A 21,225-nucleotide genomic window follows, 5' to 3' on the forward strand; every position below is an offset into this window, starting at 1 on the left:
CCGCCGGCGCCGCGGCCCGGCCGGCGCTGCGCGCCGCCGGCGCGAACGGCAGCACGCAGCGGAACGACGCACCGCGGCCCGGTTCGCTGTTGAGAGTGACCCGCCCGCCCATCTGCTCGCACAGCTGTTTGACGATCGCCAGGCCCAGGCCGGTGCCGCCGTATTCGCGGGTGGTGGAACTGTCGCCCTGGAAGAAGCGCTGGAACAGGCCTTCCTGCACCTCGCGCGGAATGCCGATGCCGGTGTCGTGCACCGTGAAGCCGAGCATCACGCGGCCGTCCACCGGCGCTGCCGGATGGATGTCCAGGCCGACCAGCCCGGATTCGGTGAACTTCAGGGCATTGCTCAGGAGGTTCTCCAGCACCTGCCGCAGCCGGCCGGGGTCCCCCACCACCTTGGCGGGCACCGCCGGATCGATCCGCAGGTCGAAGCTCAGCCCCTTCTCCCGGGCGCGCAGGCCGTAGAGGTCGCCGAGCTCGCGCGCCAGCTCCACGATGCTGAACTCGACGTGCTCGAACTCCATCCGCCCGGCCTCGATCTTGCCCAGGTCCAGCATGTCGTTGATCAGGCCCAGCAGCGACTGCGCGCTGGAGGCAGCCAGCTCCACATAGCGGCGCTGCTGCGGCATCAGCTGCTCCTCCATCAGCAGCCGGACCATCCCCAGCACGCCGTTCAGGGGGGTGCGGATCTCGTGGCTGATGGTGTCCAGGAAGTCGGTCTTGGCGCGGTTGGCGGCCTCGGCTGCTTCCTTGGCGCGCTTGAGCGCGGCATCGGCCTGGCTCCTGGCCGTCACGTCGCGAAAGCTCCACACCCGCCCGGTGCCCGAGCCTTCCAGCGCCAGCGGCCGGCCATAGCGCTCGAACACGCGGCCATCGGTGAACTCCAGGATGTCGAAGGACTCGTCCTGCGGTGTCTCGTACAGCGCCAGCACGCGGCGAACGTAGCCTTGCGGATCCTTCACCTGGGACACCACGATGTCGCCCCAGGTTTCGCGCGTGGCACCCATCAGGTCCGCCGGGATGTTCAGCATCTCCAGCAGGCGCCGGTTGAACAGCAGGATCTGGCGGTCGCCGCCCACCACCAGGATGCCGTCGGCGGTGGAATCGAGCGTCGCCTTGGTGATCGCGGCGGCGCGCGCCAGTTCCAGCTCGGCCAGCTTGCGCGCCGTGATGTCCTGGTTGGTGCCGGTGGCCCGCAGGGCCCAGCCGCGCGGGCTGCGCTTGGACACCCGGCCCTGGCTGTGGATCCAGATCATGCGGCCGTCGTCGCGCTGCACCTGATGTTCGACGTCGTAGCGCTCCGCCGTGCCCTTGAGCATCGCGGTCAGGGCCATGCCGATCCGCTCGCGGTCGTGTTCGGGGACGCGGTCGATCAGGTCGCGCGCGGAGGTGACCGTCACCCGGCGCGCCTGCCCCATCAGCTCCGACCAGTTCTCCGACAGGTAGCCCAGGCCGGTCTCCAGGTCCAGGTCCCACAGGGCCAGCCGCGACGCGTCCATGGCGCGCTTTTGCCGCTCCTCGCTCTCGCGCAGCGCCTCGCTCGAGCCGTGCTGGTCGGTGATGTCCTGCAGCGCCCCTACCAGCCGCACCGGCCGGCCGTCCTCGAATTCGGCGACGCCGACCGAACGCACCCAGATCGGCCGGCCGATCGCCGTCACCATCTGCAGGTTCAGGTCCCAGGATTCGCCGCTGCGCATCGAATGCCGCACGGCCCGCACTAGCTGGAGCTGCGCCTCCCTGGCGAAACGGCGCAGGTAGCTGCTGAAGCTGCCCTGGTGGCCCGGCTCGAGGTCGAAGATGCGGCAGTTCTGGTCGGTCGACTTGACGGTGCGGGTGCGCAGGTCGGCTTCCCAGCCGCCCACGCCGCTGAGCTTTTCGGCCCGCTCCAGGAAGCGGTTGGCGGAGCGCAGCTGCTCCTCGACCTTCTTGCGCTGCGAGATGTCGCCGGCGACGCCGACGAAGCCCGGCCGCGGCGGCTGGCCCCAGACCGCTGGCCGTGCCTCCATCCGCACGTAGCCGGGTTCGCCGCCGGCCTGCAGCGGCGCCAGCCGGAATTCCATGTCGAAGGGCTTTTGCGACGCCACCGCCGTCTCCCAGCCCTGCGCCACCCGCTGGCGGTCCTGCGGATCGACCGAGTCCAGCCAGCCGCGGCCCAGCGCGCGCCGGCCGTCCGTGCGCAGCAGGTACTGCCAGCGGCCGCTGCATTCCAGCAGCGCGCCGCCGGCATCGGCCTGGAACACGCCCAGCGGCGATGCGTACGAGATCGCCTCGAAGATGGCTTGATCGTGCATGGCGGTCAGCGGGCCCCGGACAGTGCGCCCAGGGCCTGCTCCAGGTCGGCGCGCAGGTCCTCCACCGCTTCCAGGCCGACCGAAAAGCGCACCAGCACGCCCTTGTTCGGCCAGGTGGCCAGGCGGGCATCGCGCATGGTGGCGATGTCGTACGGCACCACCAGGCTGACCGGCCCGCCCCAGGAATAACCGAGCCTGAACAGGCGCAGCGCATCGCAGAAGGCATCTACCTGCGCGCTGGCGTAGCGCTCGTCGAACACCACCGAGAACAGGCCGGCGGCCAGACCTTCGCCGCCGGCGTCGCCGCCGGTGCACAGCGCCTTCCAGTTGGCGTGGCCGGGCGAGCCCTCGAACGCCGGATGCAGCAGGTGCGCGATCTCGGGGCGCTGGCGCAGCCAGCCGGCCAGCGCGCGGGCCGCCCGGTCATGGGCGCGGTAGCGCAGTTCGATGCTGGGCAGCGAGCGCAGCACGGTCTCCGCATCGTTGGCGCCGACGCCGAACCCCAGCCGCATGTGGGCCAGCTTGAGTTTCAGGTGCAGCGCGTCGTCGCGGGTGACGACGCTTCCCATCAGCACGTCGCCGCCGCCGCTGGGATACTTGGTCAGGGCCTGCACCACCACGTCGGCGCCGCTGGCAAAGCCGTCGAAGGCCAGGCCGGCGCCCCAGGTGTTGTCCAGCGCCGTGGTGACGCCGCGTTCGCGGGCCACGGCCGCCAGCCGGGCCAGCGGCGGGAATTCCATGGTGACCGAGCCGGGCGCCTCCAGCCAGACCAGCCTGGTCTTCGGACCGATGCGCGCGCGCAGGTCGTCCGGGTTCATCGCGTCATACAGCTGGTGGCTGATGCCCCATCGCTTGAGTTCGCCCTCGGCCAGCGCCTTGTTCGGGCCGTAGGCGTTGTCGGGGATCAGCACCTCGTCGCCGGCCGCCAGCAGCGCCATGTCGACGTTGGCGATCGCGGCCAGGCCGCTGGGCACCAGCACGCAGTGCCTGCCGCCTTCCAGCGTCGCGATCCGCTCTTCCAGCTGGAAGGTGGTGGGCGTGCCGTGCAGGCCGTAGGTGTAGCCGTCCTTGTAGCGCCAGTCGCGGGCGCGCAGTGCGGCAACGTTGGCGAAGATGACAGTCGATGCCTTGAACACGCCCGGCTGCGGGGCGAGGAAGCCGGCCGGAGGAACGTAGGGGTGGTGGACGAGGTCGGTCGACTTGTGGCTCATGCGCCGATGGTAGCGCCCGGACGGACGGCAAGGTGGAATGCCCCGGGATCGCGCCACCCCGGCGGCAGCTTCACTTGCGCGCGAACAGCGGCTGCTCGAAGTGGGCCACCCGGGTGGCGCGTCCCAGCAGGCAGACCTCGCGGAACTGGTACAGCACGGCGGCCGTCGGCGCGGCGATCGCGCGCTCGCCGACCGGCATGCGCAGCACCGGATGCTCGCTGCCCTCCAGCGCCTCCAGCATGGGTGCATCGGTCCGCAGGAATTCGGCCAGCGGGATCCGGTGGATGCTGGCCACTTCCGACGGATTGGGCGCGAGCTTGCGGGCGCTGCCGGCCCACACCACCACCGGCGTGATCACGAAGCCCGAGCGGCTGCTGAAATCGTCCAGCCGTCCCAGCACCGCCGCCGGATCGAGCAACAGGCCGACCTCCTCGGCCATCTCCCGCAGCGCTGCCTGCTCCGCCGATTCCCCGGGCTCGATCCGCCCGCCCGGCAGCGCCCATTGGCCGCCGTGGTTGCGCAGGCCCTGTGCCCGCCGGGTCAGCAGCAAGGCCGCCTGCGTGCTCCAGGCGGCAGGTGCGGCGATGCCGGGCAGGTCGGCGCCCATGCCTTCCTCGCAGATGGCCACCGCCACGGCAGCGGCGCGGTGTGCACCGATGTCCGCCGCGTGCACGCTGTGCTCACGCAGCGCCCGTTGCACCTGCTGTCGCAACGCGAGATCGGCTTGCAGTTCGCCTGGCATGGCCCAGTGTGCCTCAGCATCAACACACACAGTTCGACACACAAGCTACATGCGCTCCCGGGGTGTAAGCAGCCTCATCCCTAGAATGGCCCGGATGCCCTTGACCGAAGACACTTTCACCACCTGGCGGCGCTCCTACAAGAAGCTGCGGGTGATGGAGGGCGAACTGGTCACGCGGTCGCGTTCGGGCGAGGACCCGGTGGTGATCGCCCGCATGTACGAGAAGGTGGAGGCGCTGCGCGAGCAGACCTCGGTGCTGTTCCACCTGGCCCAGACCGCCGGCATGGCGCACGAGATCCCGGTGGCGCGCCTGACCTCGATGACGCTGGAAACCACGCCTTCGGAATTCGGCGCCTTGCACGGCGCTTAGCGTTAGCGTCCGTGTCGTCCCGGACTCGATCCGGGATCCATCCCTGCCGAACACCAATACGATCGATCAAGGACCGAGCGCCTCTTGATCTTGATCGACGGTATCCGTTTTCCGCGCCAGTGCCCGGAATGACAGCTACCGCTGGCGCGGATCCAGCGCGTCGCGCAGCCCGTCGCCTAGCAGGTTGAACGACAGCACCAGCAGGAAGATCGCGACGCCGGGGCTGATCGCCATCCACGGCGAGTTGTCGATGTAGTTCTTCGCGGTGTTGAGCATGCTGCCCCAGCTGGGCGCCGGCGGCTGCTGGCCCAGGCCCAGGAACGACAGGCTGGCCTCGGCGATGACGGCCGCCGCGATCGCCAGCGTGGCCTGCACCACCAGCGGCGCCGTGATGTTCGGCAGGATGTGGCGCAGCGCGATGCGCAGCGGCGAGTTGCCCACCGCCCGCGCCGCCTCCACGTAATCCTCCACCTTCACGCTCAGCACCTGGCCGCGCGCCAGCCGCACGAACACCGGCGCCGCCGACACCCCGATCGCGATCATCGCGTTGGTCAGGCTGGGCCCGAGGAAGGCCGCCAGCGCGATCGCCAGGATCAGGAATGGGCAGGCCAGAAAGGCGTCGGTGACGCGCGAGATCACGGCGTCCACCACGCCGCCCAGGAAGCCGGCCGCCATCCCCAGCGGCACGCCGATCAGCAGCGAGATCGAGACCGACACCACGCCGGCCAGCAGCGAGGCCCGCGTGCCCCAGATGACGCGCGAGAGCACGTCGCGGCCGATCTCGTCGGTGCCCAGCCAGTACTGCGCGGTGGGCGCCTTGCGAATGGCCGCCCAGCTCGCCGCCACCGGGTCGTGCGGCGCGATCCAGGGCGCGAACACGGCCAGCGCCACGAACAGCAGCACGATCGCCAGCCCGAACAAGGCGCCGTGGCGGCGCCGCAACCGGCGCCAGGCCCGCTGCCACGGGCCGGCCTCGCGCACCGGAGCGGTGCCGACGATGGGGGTGTTCAGGACGGTGCTCATCTCAGTGCCGCAGCCGCGGGTTGACCAGGAAATAGGCCAGGTCCGCCAGCAGGTTCAGCGTCATGTAGGCCGTGGCCGTGACCAGCACCACACCCTGCACCACCAGGTAGTCCCGGTTGAAGACCGAGTCGACGATCAGCTTGCCGAAGCCGGGAATGGTGAAGACCTGCTCGGTCAGCACCGCGCCGGACAGCAGCGTGCCCAGCTCCAGCGCGCCCAGCGTGATGATGGGCGTGAGCGCGTTGCGCAGCGCATGCTTGATGACCACCGTGCGCTCGTTCAGGCCCTTGGCCCGGGCGGTGCGCACGTAGTCGGCCGACAGCACCTGCAGCATCGCGCTGCGGGTGTGGCGCATGAGGACCGCCGCGATCGCGTTGCCCAGCACGAAGGCCGGCATGATCATCGACTTGAGGTTGGCGGCCAGGTCCTCCGACGGACTGACATAGCCGGAGGCCGGCAGCCATCCCAGCTGCACCGAGAACAGCATGATCATCAGGATGCCGAGCCAGAAGTTCGGCGTCGACAGGCCCCAGAGCGCGAACACGTTGGCCAGGTAGTCCCAGACCCCGCCGCGGCCGACCGCCGACACGATGCCGGCCGGAATGCCGATCAGCAGCGCGATGGTCATCGCCATCAGGGCCAGTTCCACCGTCACCGGAAGCTTCTGCGCGATCAGCTGCGCCACCGGCTCCTGGTTGCGCGACGATTCGCCCAGGTCGCCGCGCAGCACGCCGCCCACCCAGTAGCCATAGCGCACCGGCAGCGGCTGGTCCAGGTGCAGCTTGGCCCGCAGGTAGGCGACCACCTGCGGGTCCTGGTCCTCGCCGGCCAGGATCTTGGCCGGATCGCCGGGCAGCAGCTGCTGCAGGCCGAAGATCAGCATCGACACCAGCACCAGTGTCGGTGCGAGCGACGCCAGGCGGCGGACCAGGTAGGCGAACATCGCGGGCGCGGGCTTACGGTGCCAGCTTCAGCCCGCTGACGCGCAGCAGGCCGTCCGGGATCTCGCGCACGCCGCTGAGTTTCGGGCTGTAGGCCCACAGCCAGTTGCGGTGGTACAGGTAGACGATCGGGCGGTCCTTGAGCACCTTGGCCGCGACCTTCTCGAACACCTTCTTGCGCTCGGCCGGATCGCGCAGCGCGCGCGACTGGTTGAGCAACGCGTCGGTCTCGGCGTCGCAGTAGCCGGAGTAGTTGAGCGGCTGCTTGCAGGCGTCGAAGCTGTAGACGTTGCCGTCCGGGTCGGCGCGGCCGCTCCAGGCCAGCACGTAGGCCTCGAAGTTGCCCTTGTCGGCCATGTCCAGCGAGGTGGCGAATTCGGCGGCCTGGATCTTGACGTCGAAGCCGGCCTCGCGCGTCATCGCCTGCACCACCAGCGCGATGCGCTGGGCGTCCGAGGTGGTCGGCGTCACCAGCGTGAAGCTGGGATTGGGCACGCCTGCCTCCTTGAGCAGCGCCTTGGCGCGCGCGATGTCGCGCTTGGGCATGGGCACGTTCTTGGCGTAGAACTGGTTGTTCGGCGCGACCCACTGGTTGCCGGCGACCGCCTCGTTGTCCATCACCACCTGCACCAGGCCCTGGCGGTCCAGCGACAGCTCGAACGCCTCGCGCACGCGGGCGTCGCGGCCCAGCGGGTTCTTCTTGGCCATCTCGCTCTTGCCGACGTTGATCGTGATGCCCTGGTAGCCGATCTCGGTGATGCGCGAGGTCTTGAGCTTCTTGTCGGCGCGGATCTTGTCCATGTCGCTGGAGGCGACGCGCTCGATGAAGTCAAGCTGTCCCGAGCGCAGGTTGGCCAGCCGCACCGTCGCATCGGGGATCGGCGTGTAGATCACCTTGTCGAAGTGGATCGCGCCCTTGTTCCAGTAGTTGGCATAGCGCTCGAACACCATCCGGTCCTGCGCCACCCGCTCGACAAACTTGAACGGGCCGGAGCACACCGGGTGGGCACCGAACTTGTCGCCCTCGGCCTTGGCCGCCTTGGGCGAGACCATCATGCCGGCGCGGTCGGCCAGCTGCGCCAGCAGCGGCGAGAACGGCGCCGACAGGTTCAGCCGCACGGTGGACGGATCGAGCACGTCCACGCTGGCCACCGGCGCCAGTTCGCCGCGCCGGTTGGAGCCGGGCATGGTCTTGTGGCGCTCGATGTTGTACTTCACGGCCGCCGCGTCGAACTTCTCGCCGTCGTGGAAGGTCACGCCCTGGCGCAGCTTCATGGTCAGCGCCTTGCTGTCGGCCGACCACTCCCAGCTGGTGGCCAGCTGCGGCACGATGTTGAGCTTCTCGTCGATGTCCAGCAGCTTGTCGCACAGCGCCGAAAACACCACCCGGCCGACGAAGCTGCGCGCCAGCGTCGGGTCCAGCACGTCGGGGTCTTCGGCCAGGCCGATGCGCAGGGTCTGCGCCTGCGCCGTGAGCGCGCCGAGGGCGAGCAGCAGCGGCACCAGGATGAGTCGTTTGAATTGCATAAGCGTTCTCCTACGGGTGGTCGATGGGGGTCAGGCCGGCAACCCGGCGCTGAACGCCGATTGCAGCAGATCGAGGCGGTGGCGCGACGGTGCCTGCGCCGCCGGCCGGGGCAGCGCCGCGGGCGGCGGGATCTCACGCCAGAAGTGGCAGGCGACCGCATGGCCGTCCGGCGCCTCCAGCGGCGGCGACTGCTGCGAGCACAGCGGCCGCGCGTACGGGCAGCGGGTGTGGAAATGGCAGCCGCTGGGCGGATCGATCGGGCTGGGCACGTCGCCGGCCAGCAGCGCGCGCTCGCGCCGCAGCGCCGGGTCCGGCAGCGGGATGGCGGACAGCAGCGCCTGCGTGTAGGGATGGCGCGGCGCCGCGAACAGCGCGCGCCGGTCGGCCAGTTCGACGATGCGGCCCAGGTACATCACGGCGATCCGGTCGGCGATGTGCTTGACCACCGCCAGGTCGTGGGCGATGAACATGTAGGCCAGCCCGAACTGCCGCTGCAGGTCCTGCAGCAGGTTCACCACCTGCGCCTGCACCGACACGTCCAGCGCGGACACCGCCTCGTCGCAGACGATCAGCTTGGGCTCGGCCGCCAGCGCGCGGGCGATGCCGATGCGCTGGCGCTGGCCGCCGCTGAACTCGTGCGGATAGCGCTGCGCGTGCTCCGGCGCCAGGCCCACCGTCGCCAGCAGTTCGGCCACCCGCTCGCGGTGCCGGCCGCGGTGCAGGCCGTGCAGCATCAGCGGCTCGGCCAGGGTCTGGCCCACCGTCATGCGCGGATTGAGCGAGGAATACGGGTCCTGGAAGATGATCTGCAGCGAGCGGCGCCGCGCCCGCATCGCGCCCGCGTCCAGCGTGCCGAGGTCCTCGCCTTCGAACAGCACCCGGCCGCCGGTGCGCTCGATCAGCCGCAGCACCAGCCGGCCGAGCGTGGACTTGCCGCAGCCGGACTCGCCGACCACACCCAGCGTCTCGCCGGCGCCGATGCGCAGGTCCACGCCGTCGACGGCGCGCACTGCGCCTGCCACCCGCCCGAGCACGCCGCGGCGCACCGGGAAATGCTTGACCAGGCCTTCCACCTGCAGCAGCGGAGCGTTCATGCCGCCGCCACTTCCGGCGCCGCCAGCAATTCGCGCGGATCCAGCGGCGCGCGCCAGCAGGCCGACTGGTGCTGGGCGCCGACCTCGCGCAGCGGCGGGTCCTGCGCCCGGCACATGTCGATGACAAAGGGGCAGCGGTCGGCGAACTTGCAGCCGGCCGGCCGGCGCAGCGGGCTGGGCACCTGGCCCTCGATGGAGGCCAGCCGGGTGCGTTCGACGTCCAGCCGCGGGATCGAGCCGAGCAGGCCGACCGTGTACGGATGCTGCGGACTGTCGAACAACTGCTGCACCGGCGCGCGCTCCACCACGCGGCCCGAATACATCACCACCACCTCGTCGGCCACTTCGGCCACCACGCCCAGGTCGTGGGTGATCAGGATGACGGCGGTGCCGGTTTCGCTTTGCAGCGTGCGGATCAGCTCCAGGATCTGGGCCTGGATGGTGACGTCCAGCGCCGTGGTCGGCTCGTCGGCGATCAGCAGGCGCGGCTCGCAGGCCAGCGCCATCGCGATCATCGCGCGCTGGCGCATGCCGCCCGACAGCTTGTGCGGGTAGTCGTGGAAGCGCTGCTCGGGCGACGGGATGCGCACCTTGCGCAGCGCCTTGAGCGCCTGCTCCACCGCCTCGGCGCGGGAGATCCGGCGGTGCCGCAGCAGGCCCTCGACGATCTGCTCGCCGATGGTGAACGCCGGGTTCAGCGACGACATCGGTTCCTGGAAGATCATCGCCATGCCGTTGCCGCGCAGGTCCTGCAGCGTGCGCGCCGGCGCGCCGACCAGCTCCTGGCCCTCGAAGCGGATCGAGCCGCCGCGGATGCGCCCGGGCGGGCTGGGCACCAGGCCCATGATCGACAGCGAGGTCACGCTCTTGCCGCAACCGGATTCACCGACGATGGCCAGCGTGCGGCCGGCGTCCACCGAAAAGCTGACGCCGTCCACCGCCGGAAACTCGCCGTCGTCGGTCGCGAAATGGGTGCGCAGGTCGGTCACCTCCAGCAGGGCCATCAGCGTGCGCTCCGGGGTTGGCTGTGAAAGGCCGCGATGCGCGCCTCGATCTCGGCGCGGTCGGTCAGGCCGGTGGCGTCGTGGCGCCCGGGCAGGCAGGCCAGGAAGGGCTGGAAGCGCTCCAGGCTCTTGTCGTAAAGGCGCTGCAGTTCCGCGATCGGCTCCACGTGGTCGTCGACCCGGATGTCGAGCGCCGGATAGTCCTCGTCGCCGTGGATGCGCAGCGCCGCCGACTGCTTGCCGCGCTTGTCGCCGCCGGCCGCTTCGCCCGCCGCCATCGCCGCCAGCAGGCGCAGCGCCAGCGGCTGACCGGCGGCATCGCGAAAGGCCTGCGCGGTCGATTCGATCACGCCGGCACCAACCAGCATGTTGCCGGCGACGCTGAAATCGTCGAACAGCAGGTGGCCGCACCAGTCCACGCAGGCGGCGCCGGTGTGGGCTGCCGGGCTGCCGGTGGCGGGCAGGATATGGAGCTGGCGTTGCGAGCGGCCGGCATCGGCGTTGGTCAGATGGTTGACCACCTCCTGCGCCGACGCCCCGGCCGCCAGCTGCCCCAGGCCGGCCGGCCCGTACAGCGGATTCATCAGCGCCTGCGTGCTGAGGGCGCCGACGCCGCGCCGGGTGTGGACGCACAGCGCGCCCACGGCAAAGAAGCGGCTGGCGATCGCCACACCGAGCTGGCCCTGCTCGTCCCGCGCCAGGATCGACCACGTCATCGCACCATCCTTGTATCGAAGCATTGTGGACCGCGCGGCCCGTCGAATCCTGAAGCAAGAAACCGGCCCGATGGTAGCATGCCAACACGACGTCGCACCGCCGGAAAAGACCCGCCCGCCGCGGTCGTTAAGATCACTCCTCGATAGAAACGGAAGCTGCGGCCACAAGCCGCGACCAATCCGTCATCGCAACGAGGAGATCCTTCTTGAAATCCCTGTTCCTGCCGCTGGCGCTGACAGTCGGCGCCGCTCTCACCGGTTGCGGCCCGGGCGCCGCCAAGAGCGCGCCGGTCGCGCCGCCGACCCTGCTGATCACTCCGGAAGATCTGATCACCGCGCATACCGGCAGCGTGTCCGCCGGTCCGCTAATCACCGGCTCGATCCAGCCGGACCGCCGCGCCGACCTGCGCGCCGAAGTCTCGGCCATCGTGCTGGCGGTGCTCAAGGAAAACGGCCAGGCGGTGCGCAAGGGCGACCTGCTGGTGCGGCTGGACGACACCGCGATCCGCGACTCGCTGCTTTCCGCGCAGGAGGCCGAGCGGGTCGGCGTGCAGGCCGCCGACCAGGCCGAGCGCCAGCTGCAGCGCCTGAGCACCCTGCGCGCCTCGGGCATGGCCTCGACGCAGCAGCTGGAAGACGCCGAGATCCGGCGCAACAACACCCAGAGCGACCTGTCGGCGGCCCGGGCCCGGCTGGTGCAGGCGCGCCAGCAGCTGCAGCGCACCGAGGCGCGGGCGCCGTTCGACGGCATCGTCAGCGACCGCAAGGTATCGGCCGGCGACACGGCGCAGATCGGCAAGGAACTGCTCAAGGTGATCGACCCGCGCAGCCTGCGCTTCGAGGGCCTGGTCTCCTCCGACGCGATCCAGTCGGTGCACGCCGGCCAGGCGGTCAGCCTGCGCGTGAACGGCTACGGCAGCCAGGACTTCAGCGGCCGGATCCGGCTGGTCAGTCCCACCGCCAACGCCACCACCCGCCAGGTGGAAGTGCTGGTGGACATCGTCGGCGAGGCGCCGGCGCGGCTGGCCGGCCTGTATGCGGAAGGCCGGGTGGAGGCCGCGACCACCACCGCCATCGTGCTGCCCGCTTCCTCGCTGGTGCGCGAGGGCGACCGCACCTGGGCCTGGCGGGTGGCCGACAACCGGCTGCAGAAGGTGGCGCTGACGCTGGGCGAACGCGATCCGCGGCGCGGCGACTTCGTGGTGCGCGCCGGCGTCGCCGACGGCGACCGGCTGCTGCGCCATCCGATCGGCACGCTGCGCGACGGCCAGGCGGTGCAGCATGCGGCCTCGGCGCCGACCGCCGCCTCCCCCGCTTCGGCGCCCACGCGCTAACGCCATGTTCCTGTCCGACTTCAGCATCAAGCGGCCGGTGGCCACGGTGGTGATCGTGCTGGCGCTGATGTGCCTGGGCCTGCTGGCGCTGCAGAAGCTGCGGGTCAACGAGATTCCCGACGTCGAGCAGCCGGTGCTGTCGATCGAGATCCTGTACCCGGGCGCCGCGCCCGAGACGGTCGAGCGCGAGATCATCAACCGCATCGAGAAGTCGCTGCAGGGCATCGCCGGCGTCTACGAGATCCGCTCCACCGCCAAGGACAGCAACGCCAGCATCATCGCGATCTTCAACTTCGACAAGAACATGATCGAGGCGGCCGACGAGGTGCGCAACGCGATCTCCACGGTGCGCTACAAGCTGCCGGTGGAGATGCGCGAGCCGGTGATCCGCCGGCGCGACCCCGGCACCTTCCCGATCATGGACATCGCGCTGTCGTCCACCTCGCAAAGCCACGCCGCCATCTCCCGGCTGGCCGAGGACGTGCTGGCCGACAAGTTCCGCGGCGTGCCGGGCGTCTCCACCGTCGCCGTCACCGGCTCGCTCAAGCGCGAGCTCAGCGTGCTGCTCAAGGCCGACCGGCTGCGCGAGTTCAACGTGTCGGTGGCCGAGGTGGTGGACGCGCTGCGCGGCCAGAACACCACGGCGCCGGTCGGGCGCATCGTCGGCCCGCTCAACGACCAGAGCATCCGGCTGGTCGGCCGGATCGAGTCGCCGGCCGACTTCGCTCAGGTGATCGTCAAGCGCCGCGGCAACGAGATCGTGCGCCTGGGCCAGGTGGCCAGCGCGGTGGACGGCTTCGCCGAACTGGACAGCTTCAGCGTGCGCAGCGCCCATCCCAACGTCAGCCTGTCGATCACCCGCGCCCGCGACGCCAGCACCGTCAGCGTCGCCGCCGGCGCGCGCAAGCTGGTCGACGAGATCAACAAGACGCTGCCGGCCGGCACCGTGCTGGCGGTGACGCGCGACGGCGGCGAGGACGCGCAGGACAACCTGAACAACGTGATCCACTCGCTGACGCTGGGCGCGCTGCTGACCATCTTCGTGGTCTACGTGTTCCTCAACTCCTGGCGCTCGACGCTGATCACGGCGCTGAGCCTGCCGACCTCCGCCATCACGGCCTTCATCGCAGTCTGGCTGTGCGGCTTCACGCTCAACCTGATGACGCTGCTGGGCCTGTCGCTGGCCATCGGCGTGCTGATCGACGACGCGATCGTGGTGCGCGAGAACATCGTGCGCCACATGGAGCGCGGCGCCGACCGCCGCACCGCCGCCAGCGCCGGCACCGCCGAGATCGGGCTGGCGGTGGCCGCCACCACCTTCTCGATCATCGCCATCTTCATTCCGGTGGCCTTCATGCCGGGCGTGGCCGGCGAATGGTTCCGGCCGTTCGCCCTCACCGTCGCCTGCTCGGTGCTGGTCAGCCTGTTCATCTCCTTCACGCTGGACCCGATGCTGTCGGCGTACTGGGGCGACCCGGTCGGCCACCTGCAGCGCGAACGCACCGGCATCGGCCGCTGGTTGGCCCGCTTCAACACCTGGTTCGACCACCAGGCCGACCGCTACGGCAACGTGATCGCCTGGGCGCTGCACCACCGCCGCTGGATGGCGCTGGCGGCGGCCGGCAGCTTCGCCGGCGCGATCGGCCTGCATGCGGCCTTCGGCGGCTCCAGCTTCCTGCCGCTGCAGGACGCCGGGATGGTCGCGGTGGAGGTGCGCACGCCCTCCTCCGCCAGCCTGGAATACACCCGGCTGAAGATCGAGAAGGCGGCGGAACTGGCGCGCACGCTGCCCGAGGCGCAGGCGACCAACAGCGTGATCAACATCGGCGGCGGCCGGGTCTACGTGGACCTGGGCAAGAGCACCGAGCGCAAGCGCCGCGCGGCGGAGATCGCGGTGGACCTGCGCCGGCTGATGGCGCAGCTGGTGGGCGCCGAATACGTGGTGATGGACGACCTGAACAACGGCACCAGGAAGCCGGTGCAGATCCAGTTCTACGGCAGCGACGGCCGCACCCTGCTGGAGATCACCAATGCCTTCATGGAGCGGCTGCGCTCGGTGCCGGGCGCCGTGGACGTCGGGCTGTCCGAGCAGAGTCCCAAGGACGAACTGAAGATCGAGCTGAACCGCGGCCTGGCCAATTCGCTGGGCATCTCGGTCAACGATGCGGCGCAGGCCCTGCGCGTCGCCTTCGCCGGGGTGGAGGTCGGCGACTGGGTAGACCCGACCGGCGAGTCGCGCGACGTCGCGGTGCGGCTCGATCCGGCCGACCGGGTCGACGCCGAGAACATCGAGCGGCTGCCGATCGCGGTGGCCAACAGCAACATGGTGGTGCCGCTGAACCAGGTCGCCAGCATCAGCATGGGCCAGGGCCCGGCGCAGATCCAGCACCTGGGCGGCAAGCGGATGATCGCCGTGTCGGCCAATGCGCAGGGGCGCGCCTCCGGCGACGTCACCAGCGACGCGCTCAAGCTGGCGCAGCAGATCGAGTACCCGCCGGGCTACGGCGTGGAGCTGGGCGGCGCCGGCAAGGACCAGAAGGAAGTGTTCGGCGCGATGACCACGGCGCTGGTGATGGGCGTCGGCCTGATGTACCTGATCCTGGTGGTGCAGTTCGGCTCGTTCACCGCCCCGCTGGCGGTGATGCTGTCGTTGCCGCTCAGCCTGATCGGCGTGGTGCTGGCGCTGCTGGCGACCCGGGCAACGCTCAACCTGATGAGTTTCATCGGCATCATCATGCTGATGGGCCTGGTGGCCAAGAACGCCATCCTGCTGCTGGACGCCGCCCGCAAGCGCGAAGCGCAGGGGGTGGCGCGCGAGGACGCGCTGATGGCCGCCGGCCGCGCCCGCCTGCGGCCGATCCTGATGACCACCTTCGCGCTGATCGCCGGCATGCTGCCGGTGGCGATCGGCCTGGGCCAGGGCGGCGACTTCTACCGGCCGCTGGCGATCGCGATCATCGGCGGCACCATCACGGCCACCATGCTGACGCTGCTGGTGGTGCCGGCCTTCTACGACAGCATCGAGATCGCCGCCGAGCGCATGGTCGCCAAGTTCCGGCGCCGCCTGGGCCAGCGCAATGCCGTGGTCGCCTTCGCCGCGACCTTGGTCGAAGCGGTGCTGGCGCTGCTGCTGCTGCGCGGGCTCTACCGGGTGCTGGCCGGCCGCGCGCGCTGAGCGCGGGTTCGTGCTGAAATCGGTGCCCTGACCGCACCGGAACCCGCATGAGCCATCTTTTCAGCCCCTGGCGGCTCGACCAGCTCGAGCTGCCCAACCGCATCGTGATCGCGCCGATGTGCCAGTACTCCGCGCTGGAGGGCACGCCCGGCGACTGGCACATGATCCACCTGGGCCAGTTGGCGATCTCGGGCGCGGGCATGCTGATCCTGGAGGCGACGGCGGTGTCGCCCGAAGGCCGCATCTCGCCGCAGGACCTGGGCTTGTACAGCGACGCCAACGAGGCCGGCCTGGCCCGCATCATCGCGGCGGTCCGCGCCATCTCGCCGATCGCGCTGGCGATCCAGATCAGCCACGCGGGACGCAAGGCCTCCAGCAATGCGCCCTGGGACGGCGGCGCGCAGATCCTGCCGGGGCAGCCGGGCGGCTGGAAGACGCTGGCGCCCTCGGCCCTGCCGCACTCGCCGCACGAGGACGCGCCGCTGGCACTGGATGCCGCGGGAATGCAGAAGATCCGCGACGATTTCGCCGCCACGGCCCGGCGCGCCGCCCGCCTGGGCTTCGAGGGCATCGAGCTGCATGCCGCGCACGGCTACCTGCTGCACCAGTTCCTGTCGCCGCTGGCCAACCAGCGCAGCGACGGTTACGGCGGCAGCCTGGAGAACCGGATGCGTTTTCCGCTGGAGATCTTCGACATCGTGCGGGCCAACTTCCCGGCCCAGCGTCCGGTGTGGGCGCGCATCTCCGCCACCGACTGGGTGCCGGGCGGCTGGGACATCGAGGGCACGGTGGCGATGGCCAAGGTGCTGGCCACGCGCGGCTGCGCCGCCATCCACGTCACCACCGGCGGCGTCTCGCCGCAGCAGGCGATCAAGCTCGGGCCGGGCTACCAGGTGCCTTATGCGCAGCGGGTGAAAGCGGAGACCGGAATGCCGACGATGGCGGTGGGCCTGATCACCGAGCCGAAGCAGGCCGAAGCCATCATTGCCGACGGCGAGGCCGACGCCGTATCGCTGGCCCGCGCCATGCTCTACGACCCGCGCTGGCCCTGGCACGCCGCCGCCGAACTCGGCGCGCAGGTGACTGCGCCGAAACAGTACTGGCGCTCGCAGCCGAGGGAGTTCAAGGAATTGTTCAAGGGCGCAAGCTTCGGCCAACGATGACGCTGTCATCCCGGGCTTGACCCGGAGAAGCTGTCATCCCGGGCTTGACCCGGGATCCATGCGCGACGCCAGAAGAAATACCGTCTATCAAGAGGAAGAAGCGCTTCTTCTCTTGACCGACGGTATTCGTCTTCAGGCGCTTGGATGCCGGATCAAGTCCGGCATGACAGCTCTGCGCCGCGCAGCGGCTTCGTTGTCTTTAATGCTTCAAAAAAGCGCCGGGCCGCCCCAAGCTTTTTGACTGATCAACCCGGCGACAAATTTCAGGCGCAGCCGGAAATTTGACGACGATCCATCAAACCTTCCACTTGTCCAGCAGCTTCTGCGCGCCCATGCTGTCGTAGCTCTCGAAGGGCTGGTGGATCCAGGGATTGGTCGGCAGGAATTCCACCGAGTAATCGGGCTGGAAGCTGGACAGGCCCTTGGTCCAGATCACGGCGCTGCGCAGTTCGGTGATCGGCTTGTAGTTGTTGCGCAGCATGTCCATCACCGCATGCAGCGTCTTGCCGGAGTCGGCCAGGTCGTCCACCAGCAGCACCTTGCCGGCGATCTCGCCCTTGGGGGTGGTGATGAAGCGGGCGATGTCCAGGTGGCCCTGGATGGTGCCGGCGTCGGCGCGATAGGAGCTGGTCGACATGATCGCCAGCGGCTTGTCGAAGATGCGCGACAGGATGTCGCCCGGCCGCATCCCGCCGCGCGCCAGGCACAGGATGGTGTCGAACTGCCAACCCGACTGGTGCACCTTGATCGCCAGCTTCTCGATCAGATTGTGGTACTCGTCGTAGCTCACGTACAGGTGCTTGCCGTCTTCCGTCAACATGTGGTGGTTCCTTGGGTCGATCCGAAATTACGCGAGGTACGGGTGGCGCGTCATGATGGTGTGGTCGCGATCCGGGCTGGTGGAGATCAGGTGGATCGGCACGCCGGCGAAATGCTCGATGCGCTGCAGGTACAGGCGCGCATTGACCGGCAGCTTGTCGTACTGCGTCACGCCCACGGTGCTGTCGCTCCAGCCTTCCATGGTCTCGTAGACCGGCTTGCAGCGCGCGATCTCGTCGGCGCCCAGCGGCAGGATGTCGGTGTATCCGCCATCGAGCTCGTAGCCGGTGCACAGCTTCAGTTCCTTGATGCCGTCCAGCACGTCGAGCTTGGTGATGCACAGGCCCGTGAGGCCGTTGACCTGCGCCGACCGCTTGAGCAGCGCCGCGTCGAACCAGCCGCAACGCCGGCTGCGCCCGGTGGTGACGCCCTTCTCGGCACCGACCGTGGACAGGTGGTAGCCGACGGTGCCGGGCGTGGCCCAGTCCAGTTCGGTCGGGAACGGGCCGCCGCCGACGCGGGTGCAGTACGCCTTGGTGATGCCCAGGATGTAGTGCAGCATGCCCGGGCCGACGCCGGCGCCGGCCGACGCGTTGCCGGCCACGCAGTTGCTGGAGGTGACGTAGGGATAGGTGCCGTGGTCCACGTCCAGCAGCGTGCCCTGCGCGCCCTCGAACAGCAGGTTGTCGCCGTGGATGTGGGCCTCGTTCAGCTCGCGCGAGACGTCGGCCGCCATCGGCAAGAGCAGTTCCGCGTGCTTCATCGCCTCGTCGTACACCTGCTGGAAGTCGACCGCCGGCGCGTTGAGGTAGTTGGTCAGCGTGAAGTTGTGGAGATCGAGCACCACCTTGAGCTTTTCGGCGAAGCGCTGCGGGTGCTTCAGGTCCTGCACGCGCAGGGCGCGGCGGGCCACCTTGTCCTCGTAGGCCGGGCCGATGCCGCGGCCGGTGGTGCCGATCTTCTCGCTGCCGCCCTGCTCGCGCAGGGTTTCGCGCGCGATATCCAGCGCCGCGTGGTACGGCAGGATCAGCGGGCAGGCCTCGCTGATGCGCAGGCGCGAGCGCACCTCGACGCCGGCCTTCTCCAGCCCCTCGATCTCCTCGAACAGCTTGGCCGCCGACAGCACCACGCCGTTGCCGATGTAGCACTTGATGCCCGGGCGCATGATGCCGCTGGGGATCAGGTGCAGCGCCGTCTTGATGCCGTTGATCACCAGCGTGTGGCCGGCGTTGTGGCCGCCCTGGAAGCGCACCACGCCCTGCGCCATCTCGGTCAGCCAGTCCACCAGCTTGCCCTTGCCCTCGTCGCCCCACTGGGTGCCGACCACGACGACGTTGCGACCTGTTGTCTTGTTCATGGAAAACTCGAAAATGAAGAAATCAAAGGGACTTGACGGCCCAGATGCCGGCGGCGTCCACCAGCTCGCGGTCGCACTCGAACTCGTCGAGTTCGCTGTCGTGGCCGGGCAGCACGCACACCACGGTCTCGCCGCGGCCGCGCAGGGCCGCGATGGCGGCGCGCAGGCTGGCCGATTCGCCCCAGGGCGCACGGATGGCGGCCTTCAGGGGCCGGCGGGCGGCGACGCCCACCAGTTCCTTCAGGTCCAGGCTGAAGCCCACCGCCGGCCGGTTGCGGCCGAACACGGCGCCGACCTCGTCGTAGCGGCCGCCGCGCACCAGCGCGTCGCTGGCGCCCGGCGTGTAAATGGCGAAGCGCGCGCCGCTGTAATACGCGTAGCCGCGCAGGTCGGCCAGGTCGTAGCTGACGCTGGCGCCGGTGATCTGGCTGCCCAGCCACCGCAGCTGCTCCAGCGCCTGGCGCACTGCGGGCCGGTCCGGAAGAAGCTGCCGCGCCCTGTCCAGGACGCCGGCATCCCCGTACAGGGACGGCAGAGCCAGCAGGCCCTCGCGGGCGGCGGCCGGAAAGTCGCGCGTGAGTTGCCTGAGCGCGCTGCCGTCCTTGGCCGCGAGCGCGGCGTGCAGCGCCGCCAGCGCCGGTGCGGCGAGCGCGACGCCCTCCAGCAGCGCCCGCACGATGCGGGCATCCGCCATGTCGACCGTGAGCTGCGTGACGCTGCTGGCCCGCAGGCAGTCCAGCGCCAGCATCAGTGCCTCCAGGTCCGCTTCCAGGCCGGCGTGGCCGAAGATCTCGGCGCCGAACTGCAGCGGCTCGCGGGTGGCGTGCGGGCGGTCGGGACGGGTGTGCAGCACCGGGCCGCAGTAGCAAAGCCGGGTAACGCCCTGGCGATTGAGCAGGTGGGCGTCGATGCGGGCCACCTGCGGCGTGGTGTCGGCCCGCAGGCCCATCATGCGGCCCGAGAGCTGGTCCACCAGCTTGAAGGTCTGCAGGTCCAGCGCCTCGCCGGTGCCCGTGAGCAGCGACTCCAGGTGCTCCAGCAGCGGCGGCATCACCAGCTCATAGCCGTAGCCGCGCGCCGTGTCCAGCAATTCGCGGCGAAGCTCCTCGATGCGCCGCGCCTCGGACGGCAGGACATCGGCGATGTGATCCGGCAGGACCCAGGCGGACATGAATTTTGGGGCGCTGTTAAAAACAGTATTTTACAGGCCAAGGAAGAGAGGGAAGAAAGCGGGGGCAAGGACGCAGAAGACGCAGAAGCAACGCAGAACACGCAGAAGAGACCTTGAAGGATTCAAGCCAGCGGAATTCTTCTGCGCTTCCTGCGTCCTTGACCCGCGCCCGTCTTCTAGGTGACGAGCCAGAGCAGCCCGAGGCCCAGGGCGATGCTGACCAGCCCGAAGAAGCGGATCTGGCCGTCGTGCATGGCCAGCAGCCGCTCGAAGGTGCGGCGCCAGCCCTTGGGGGACAGGAAGGGAAACAGCCCCTCGAACACCAGCATCAGGGCCATGGCAGCCCACCACACGTCGCTGTCCAAGGCTATTTCCGCGTGGCCGGTGCGGCAGCGGCGGCGTTGCCGCGGAACGCCTTGAAGAAGTCGCTGGAGGCCGGGTCCACCACCAGCACGTCGCTCTTCTTGTTGAAGCTCGACTTGTAGGCGTCCAGGCTGCGGTAGAACTGCGCGAACTGCGGGTCGCGGCCGAAGGACTCGGCATAGGTGGCCGAGGCCTTGGCATCGCCCTCCCCCTTGACCTTCTGGGCGTCGCGGTAGGCGTTGGCCAGGATCACCTCGCGCTGGCGGTCGGCGTCGGCGCGGATCTTCTCGCCCTCGGCCTGGCCGGTGGAACGCAGTTCGTTGGCCACCTGCTTGCGCTCGGACTCCATCCGGCGGTAGACCGAATCGGCCACTTCCTTGGGGTAGTCCACCCGCTTGATGCGCACGTCGACGATCTCGATGCCGAAGGACTTGGCGTCGTCGGCCAGCCGCTGCTGCACGCCCTGCATCACTTCCTGCCGCTCGCTGGCCAGCAGTTCGCGCGCCGTGCGCTTGTTCACCTCGTTCTTCAGCGCGTCCTGCACCACCGAGGTCAGGCGGTTTTCCGCCGTGCTGATGTTGACGCCGCCGCTGTTGGTGCGGATGAACTGCTTGGGATCGGCGATGCGCCACTTCACCAGCCAGTCGATCACCAGGTTCTTCTTCTCGGCGGTCTGCAGCGAGCCAGTCTCCGGGCTGTCCAGCGTCAGCACCCGGCGGTCCAGGAACACGACGTTCTGGAACGGCGGCGGCAGCTTGAAGCGCAGGCCGGGCTCGGTGATCACTTCCTTGATCTGGCCGAAGGAATAGACCACGCCGAACTGGCGCTGGTCGACCACGAAGAGCATCGAGCTGAGCAGCGCGAGCGCCAGCAGCACGGTGGAGACGACGAATCCGATTCTGTTCATTTGTATGGTCTTCCGGC

19 protein-coding genes are annotated in these 21,225 nt (G+C 69.6%); 5 read left to right on the forward strand and 14 right to left on the reverse strand.

Features of this window, described 5'->3' with window-relative positions; all coding sequences use genetic code 11:
* From ACFPOE_RS20895 to ACFPOE_RS20905, 3 genes are all read right to left on the reverse strand, one after another.
* The coding region (locus tag ACFPOE_RS20895; RefSeq protein WP_376852258.1) for an ATP-binding protein at positions 1-2,290 on the reverse strand (2,290 nt) is incomplete at its 3' end.
* Between the two features lie 5 nt (positions 2,291-2,295).
* Positions 2,296-3,501 carry a PLP-dependent transferase gene (locus tag ACFPOE_RS20900; protein WP_376852259.1) on the reverse strand — a complete coding sequence of 402 codons (1,206 nt, stop codon included), beginning with the start codon at positions 3,499-3,501 and terminating at the stop codon, positions 2,296-2,298.
* A 70-nt stretch (positions 3,502-3,571) separates the two neighbouring features.
* A complete protein-coding gene (locus ACFPOE_RS20905) occupies positions 3,572-4,243 on the reverse strand; it encodes an NUDIX hydrolase (protein ID WP_376852260.1) in 672 nt (223 codons plus the stop codon).
* Positions 4,244-4,337: 94 nt separating this feature from the next.
* On the opposite strand from ACFPOE_RS20905, the gene ACFPOE_RS20910 reads away from it, so the two are divergent.
* Positions 4,338-4,613, forward strand: a complete 276-nt coding sequence (locus ACFPOE_RS20910) for a hypothetical protein (protein ID WP_376852261.1) — start codon at positions 4,338-4,340, stop codon at positions 4,611-4,613.
* Between the two features lie 135 nt (positions 4,614-4,748).
* Here ACFPOE_RS20910 and ACFPOE_RS20915 read toward each other — a convergent pair whose 3' ends face one another.
* Genes ACFPOE_RS20915 through ACFPOE_RS20940 form a run of 6 tightly spaced genes read right to left on the reverse strand, consistent with a single transcriptional unit; the run spans position 4,749 to position 10,919 of the window.
* Complete coding sequence (locus tag ACFPOE_RS20915) at positions 4,749-5,624, reverse strand: ABC transporter permease (RefSeq protein WP_376852462.1); 876 nt, start codon at positions 5,622-5,624, stop codon at positions 4,749-4,751.
* Positions 5,625-5,637: 13 nt separating this feature from the next.
* Positions 5,638-6,579 carry an ABC transporter permease gene (locus ACFPOE_RS20920; RefSeq protein WP_376852262.1) on the reverse strand — a complete coding sequence of 314 codons (942 nt, stop codon included), beginning with the start codon at positions 6,577-6,579 and terminating at the stop codon, positions 5,638-5,640.
* A 13-nt stretch (positions 6,580-6,592) separates the two neighbouring features.
* Positions 6,593-8,104 (reverse strand): ABC transporter substrate-binding protein, encoded by a 1,512-nt coding sequence (locus ACFPOE_RS20925; protein ID WP_376852263.1) that lies wholly within the window; start codon positions 8,102-8,104, stop codon positions 6,593-6,595.
* Positions 8,105-8,134: 30 nt separating this feature from the next.
* Positions 8,135-9,199 (reverse strand): ABC transporter ATP-binding protein, encoded by a 1,065-nt coding sequence (locus ACFPOE_RS20930; RefSeq protein ID WP_376852264.1) that lies wholly within the window; start codon positions 9,197-9,199, stop codon positions 8,135-8,137.
* Entirely contained in the window at positions 9,196-10,203 is a 1,008-nt protein-coding gene (locus ACFPOE_RS20935; protein WP_376852265.1) for an ABC transporter ATP-binding protein, read from the reverse strand. Before ACFPOE_RS20935 ends, ACFPOE_RS20930 begins: the two co-directional genes overlap by 4 nt.
* On the reverse strand, positions 10,203-10,919 hold the full coding sequence (locus ACFPOE_RS20940; RefSeq protein WP_376852266.1) for a DUF1028 domain-containing protein: 717 nt from the start codon (positions 10,917-10,919) through the stop codon (positions 10,203-10,205). Before ACFPOE_RS20940 ends, ACFPOE_RS20935 begins: the two co-directional genes overlap by 1 nt.
* Before the next feature lie 206 nt (positions 10,920-11,125).
* Between ACFPOE_RS20940 and ACFPOE_RS20945 the strand changes: the two genes are divergently transcribed.
* The 4 genes from ACFPOE_RS20945 to ACFPOE_RS20960 are packed head-to-tail and all read left to right on the forward strand — an operon-like array spanning position 11,126 to position 16,832.
* Entirely contained in the window at positions 11,126-12,253 is a 1,128-nt protein-coding gene (locus ACFPOE_RS20945; protein WP_376852267.1) for an efflux RND transporter periplasmic adaptor subunit, read from the forward strand.
* 4 nt (positions 12,254-12,257) lie between these two features.
* Complete coding sequence (locus tag ACFPOE_RS20950) at positions 12,258-15,428, forward strand: efflux RND transporter permease subunit (protein ID WP_376852268.1); 3,171 nt, start codon at positions 12,258-12,260, stop codon at positions 15,426-15,428.
* Between the two features lie 47 nt (positions 15,429-15,475).
* Complete coding sequence (locus ACFPOE_RS20955; RefSeq protein WP_376852269.1) at positions 15,476-16,591, forward strand: NADH:flavin oxidoreductase/NADH oxidase; 1,116 nt, start codon at positions 15,476-15,478, stop codon at positions 16,589-16,591.
* A 58-nt stretch (positions 16,592-16,649) separates the two neighbouring features.
* Entirely contained in the window at positions 16,650-16,832 is a 183-nt protein-coding gene (locus ACFPOE_RS20960) for a hypothetical protein (protein ID WP_376852270.1), read from the forward strand.
* Positions 16,833-16,886: 54 nt separating this feature from the next.
* Here the strand turns inward: ACFPOE_RS20960 and ACFPOE_RS20965 are convergent, their stop codons facing one another.
* From ACFPOE_RS20965 to hflC, 5 genes are all read right to left on the reverse strand, one after another.
* Positions 16,887-17,411, reverse strand: coding sequence for a phosphoribosyltransferase (locus tag ACFPOE_RS20965; RefSeq protein WP_376852271.1), 525 nt, complete (start codon positions 17,409-17,411; stop codon positions 16,887-16,889).
* Between the two features lie 27 nt (positions 17,412-17,438).
* On the reverse strand, positions 17,439-18,767 hold the full coding sequence (locus ACFPOE_RS20970) for an adenylosuccinate synthase (RefSeq protein WP_376852272.1): 1,329 nt from the start codon (positions 18,765-18,767) through the stop codon (positions 17,439-17,441).
* A gap of 22 nt (positions 18,768-18,789) precedes the next feature.
* Positions 18,790-19,938 (reverse strand): ATP phosphoribosyltransferase regulatory subunit, encoded by a 1,149-nt coding sequence (locus ACFPOE_RS20975; protein ID WP_376852273.1) that lies wholly within the window; start codon positions 19,936-19,938, stop codon positions 18,790-18,792.
* A 176-nt stretch (positions 19,939-20,114) separates the two neighbouring features.
* The gene (locus tag ACFPOE_RS20980) at positions 20,115-20,303 is read right to left on the reverse strand and encodes a DUF2065 domain-containing protein (protein WP_376852274.1); all 189 of its coding nucleotides are present in this window, start codon (positions 20,301-20,303) and stop codon (positions 20,115-20,117) included.
* Between the two features lie 2 nt (positions 20,304-20,305).
* Positions 20,306-21,208 (reverse strand): protease modulator HflC, encoded by a 903-nt coding sequence (hflC, locus tag ACFPOE_RS20985; RefSeq protein ID WP_376852275.1) that lies wholly within the window; start codon positions 21,206-21,208, stop codon positions 20,306-20,308.
* Positions 21,209-21,225: the final 17 nt, after the last annotated feature.

It is taken from the genome of Caenimonas terrae (assembly GCF_042655405.1).
GTDB classification, from domain to species: Bacteria; Pseudomonadota; Gammaproteobacteria; order Burkholderiales; family Burkholderiaceae_C; genus Ramlibacter; species Ramlibacter terrae_A.

Excerpts from the sequence above, each read along its gene's own strand:
- ACFPOE_RS20900 (WP_376852259.1), bottom strand. The coding sequence starts at position 3,501 with ATGAGCCACAAGTCGACCGACCTCGTCCACCACCCCTACGTTCCTCCG.
- ACFPOE_RS20905 (WP_376852260.1), bottom strand. The coding sequence starts at position 4,243 with ATGCCAGGCGAACTGCAAGCCGATCTCGCGTTGCGACAGCAGGTGCAA.
- ACFPOE_RS20910 (WP_376852261.1), top strand. The coding sequence starts at position 4,338 with ATGCCCTTGACCGAAGACACTTTCACCACCTGGCGGCGCTCCTACAAG.
- ACFPOE_RS20920 (WP_376852262.1), bottom strand. The coding sequence starts at position 6,579 with ATGTTCGCCTACCTGGTCCGCCGCCTGGCGTCGCTCGCACCGACACTG.
- ACFPOE_RS20925 (WP_376852263.1), bottom strand. The coding sequence starts at position 8,104 with ATGCAATTCAAACGACTCATCCTGGTGCCGCTGCTGCTCGCCCTCGGC.
- ACFPOE_RS20930 (WP_376852264.1), bottom strand. The coding sequence starts at position 9,199 with ATGAACGCTCCGCTGCTGCAGGTGGAAGGCCTGGTCAAGCATTTCCCG.
- ACFPOE_RS20935 (WP_376852265.1), bottom strand. The coding sequence starts at position 10,203 with ATGGCCCTGCTGGAGGTGACCGACCTGCGCACCCATTTCGCGACCGAC.
- ACFPOE_RS20940 (WP_376852266.1), bottom strand. The coding sequence starts at position 10,919 with ATGACGTGGTCGATCCTGGCGCGGGACGAGCAGGGCCAGCTCGGTGTG.
- ACFPOE_RS20950 (WP_376852268.1), top strand. The coding sequence starts at position 12,258 with ATGTTCCTGTCCGACTTCAGCATCAAGCGGCCGGTGGCCACGGTGGTG.
- ACFPOE_RS20955 (WP_376852269.1), top strand. The coding sequence starts at position 15,476 with ATGAGCCATCTTTTCAGCCCCTGGCGGCTCGACCAGCTCGAGCTGCCC.
- ACFPOE_RS20960 (WP_376852270.1), top strand. The coding sequence starts at position 16,650 with ATGCGCGACGCCAGAAGAAATACCGTCTATCAAGAGGAAGAAGCGCTT.
- ACFPOE_RS20965 (WP_376852271.1), bottom strand. The coding sequence starts at position 17,411 with ATGTTGACGGAAGACGGCAAGCACCTGTACGTGAGCTACGACGAGTAC.
- ACFPOE_RS20970 (WP_376852272.1), bottom strand. The coding sequence starts at position 18,767 with ATGAACAAGACAACAGGTCGCAACGTCGTCGTGGTCGGCACCCAGTGG.
- ACFPOE_RS20975 (WP_376852273.1), bottom strand. The coding sequence starts at position 19,938 with ATGTCCGCCTGGGTCCTGCCGGATCACATCGCCGATGTCCTGCCGTCC.
- hflC (WP_376852275.1), bottom strand. The coding sequence starts at position 21,208 with ATGAACAGAATCGGATTCGTCGTCTCCACCGTGCTGCTGGCGCTCGCG.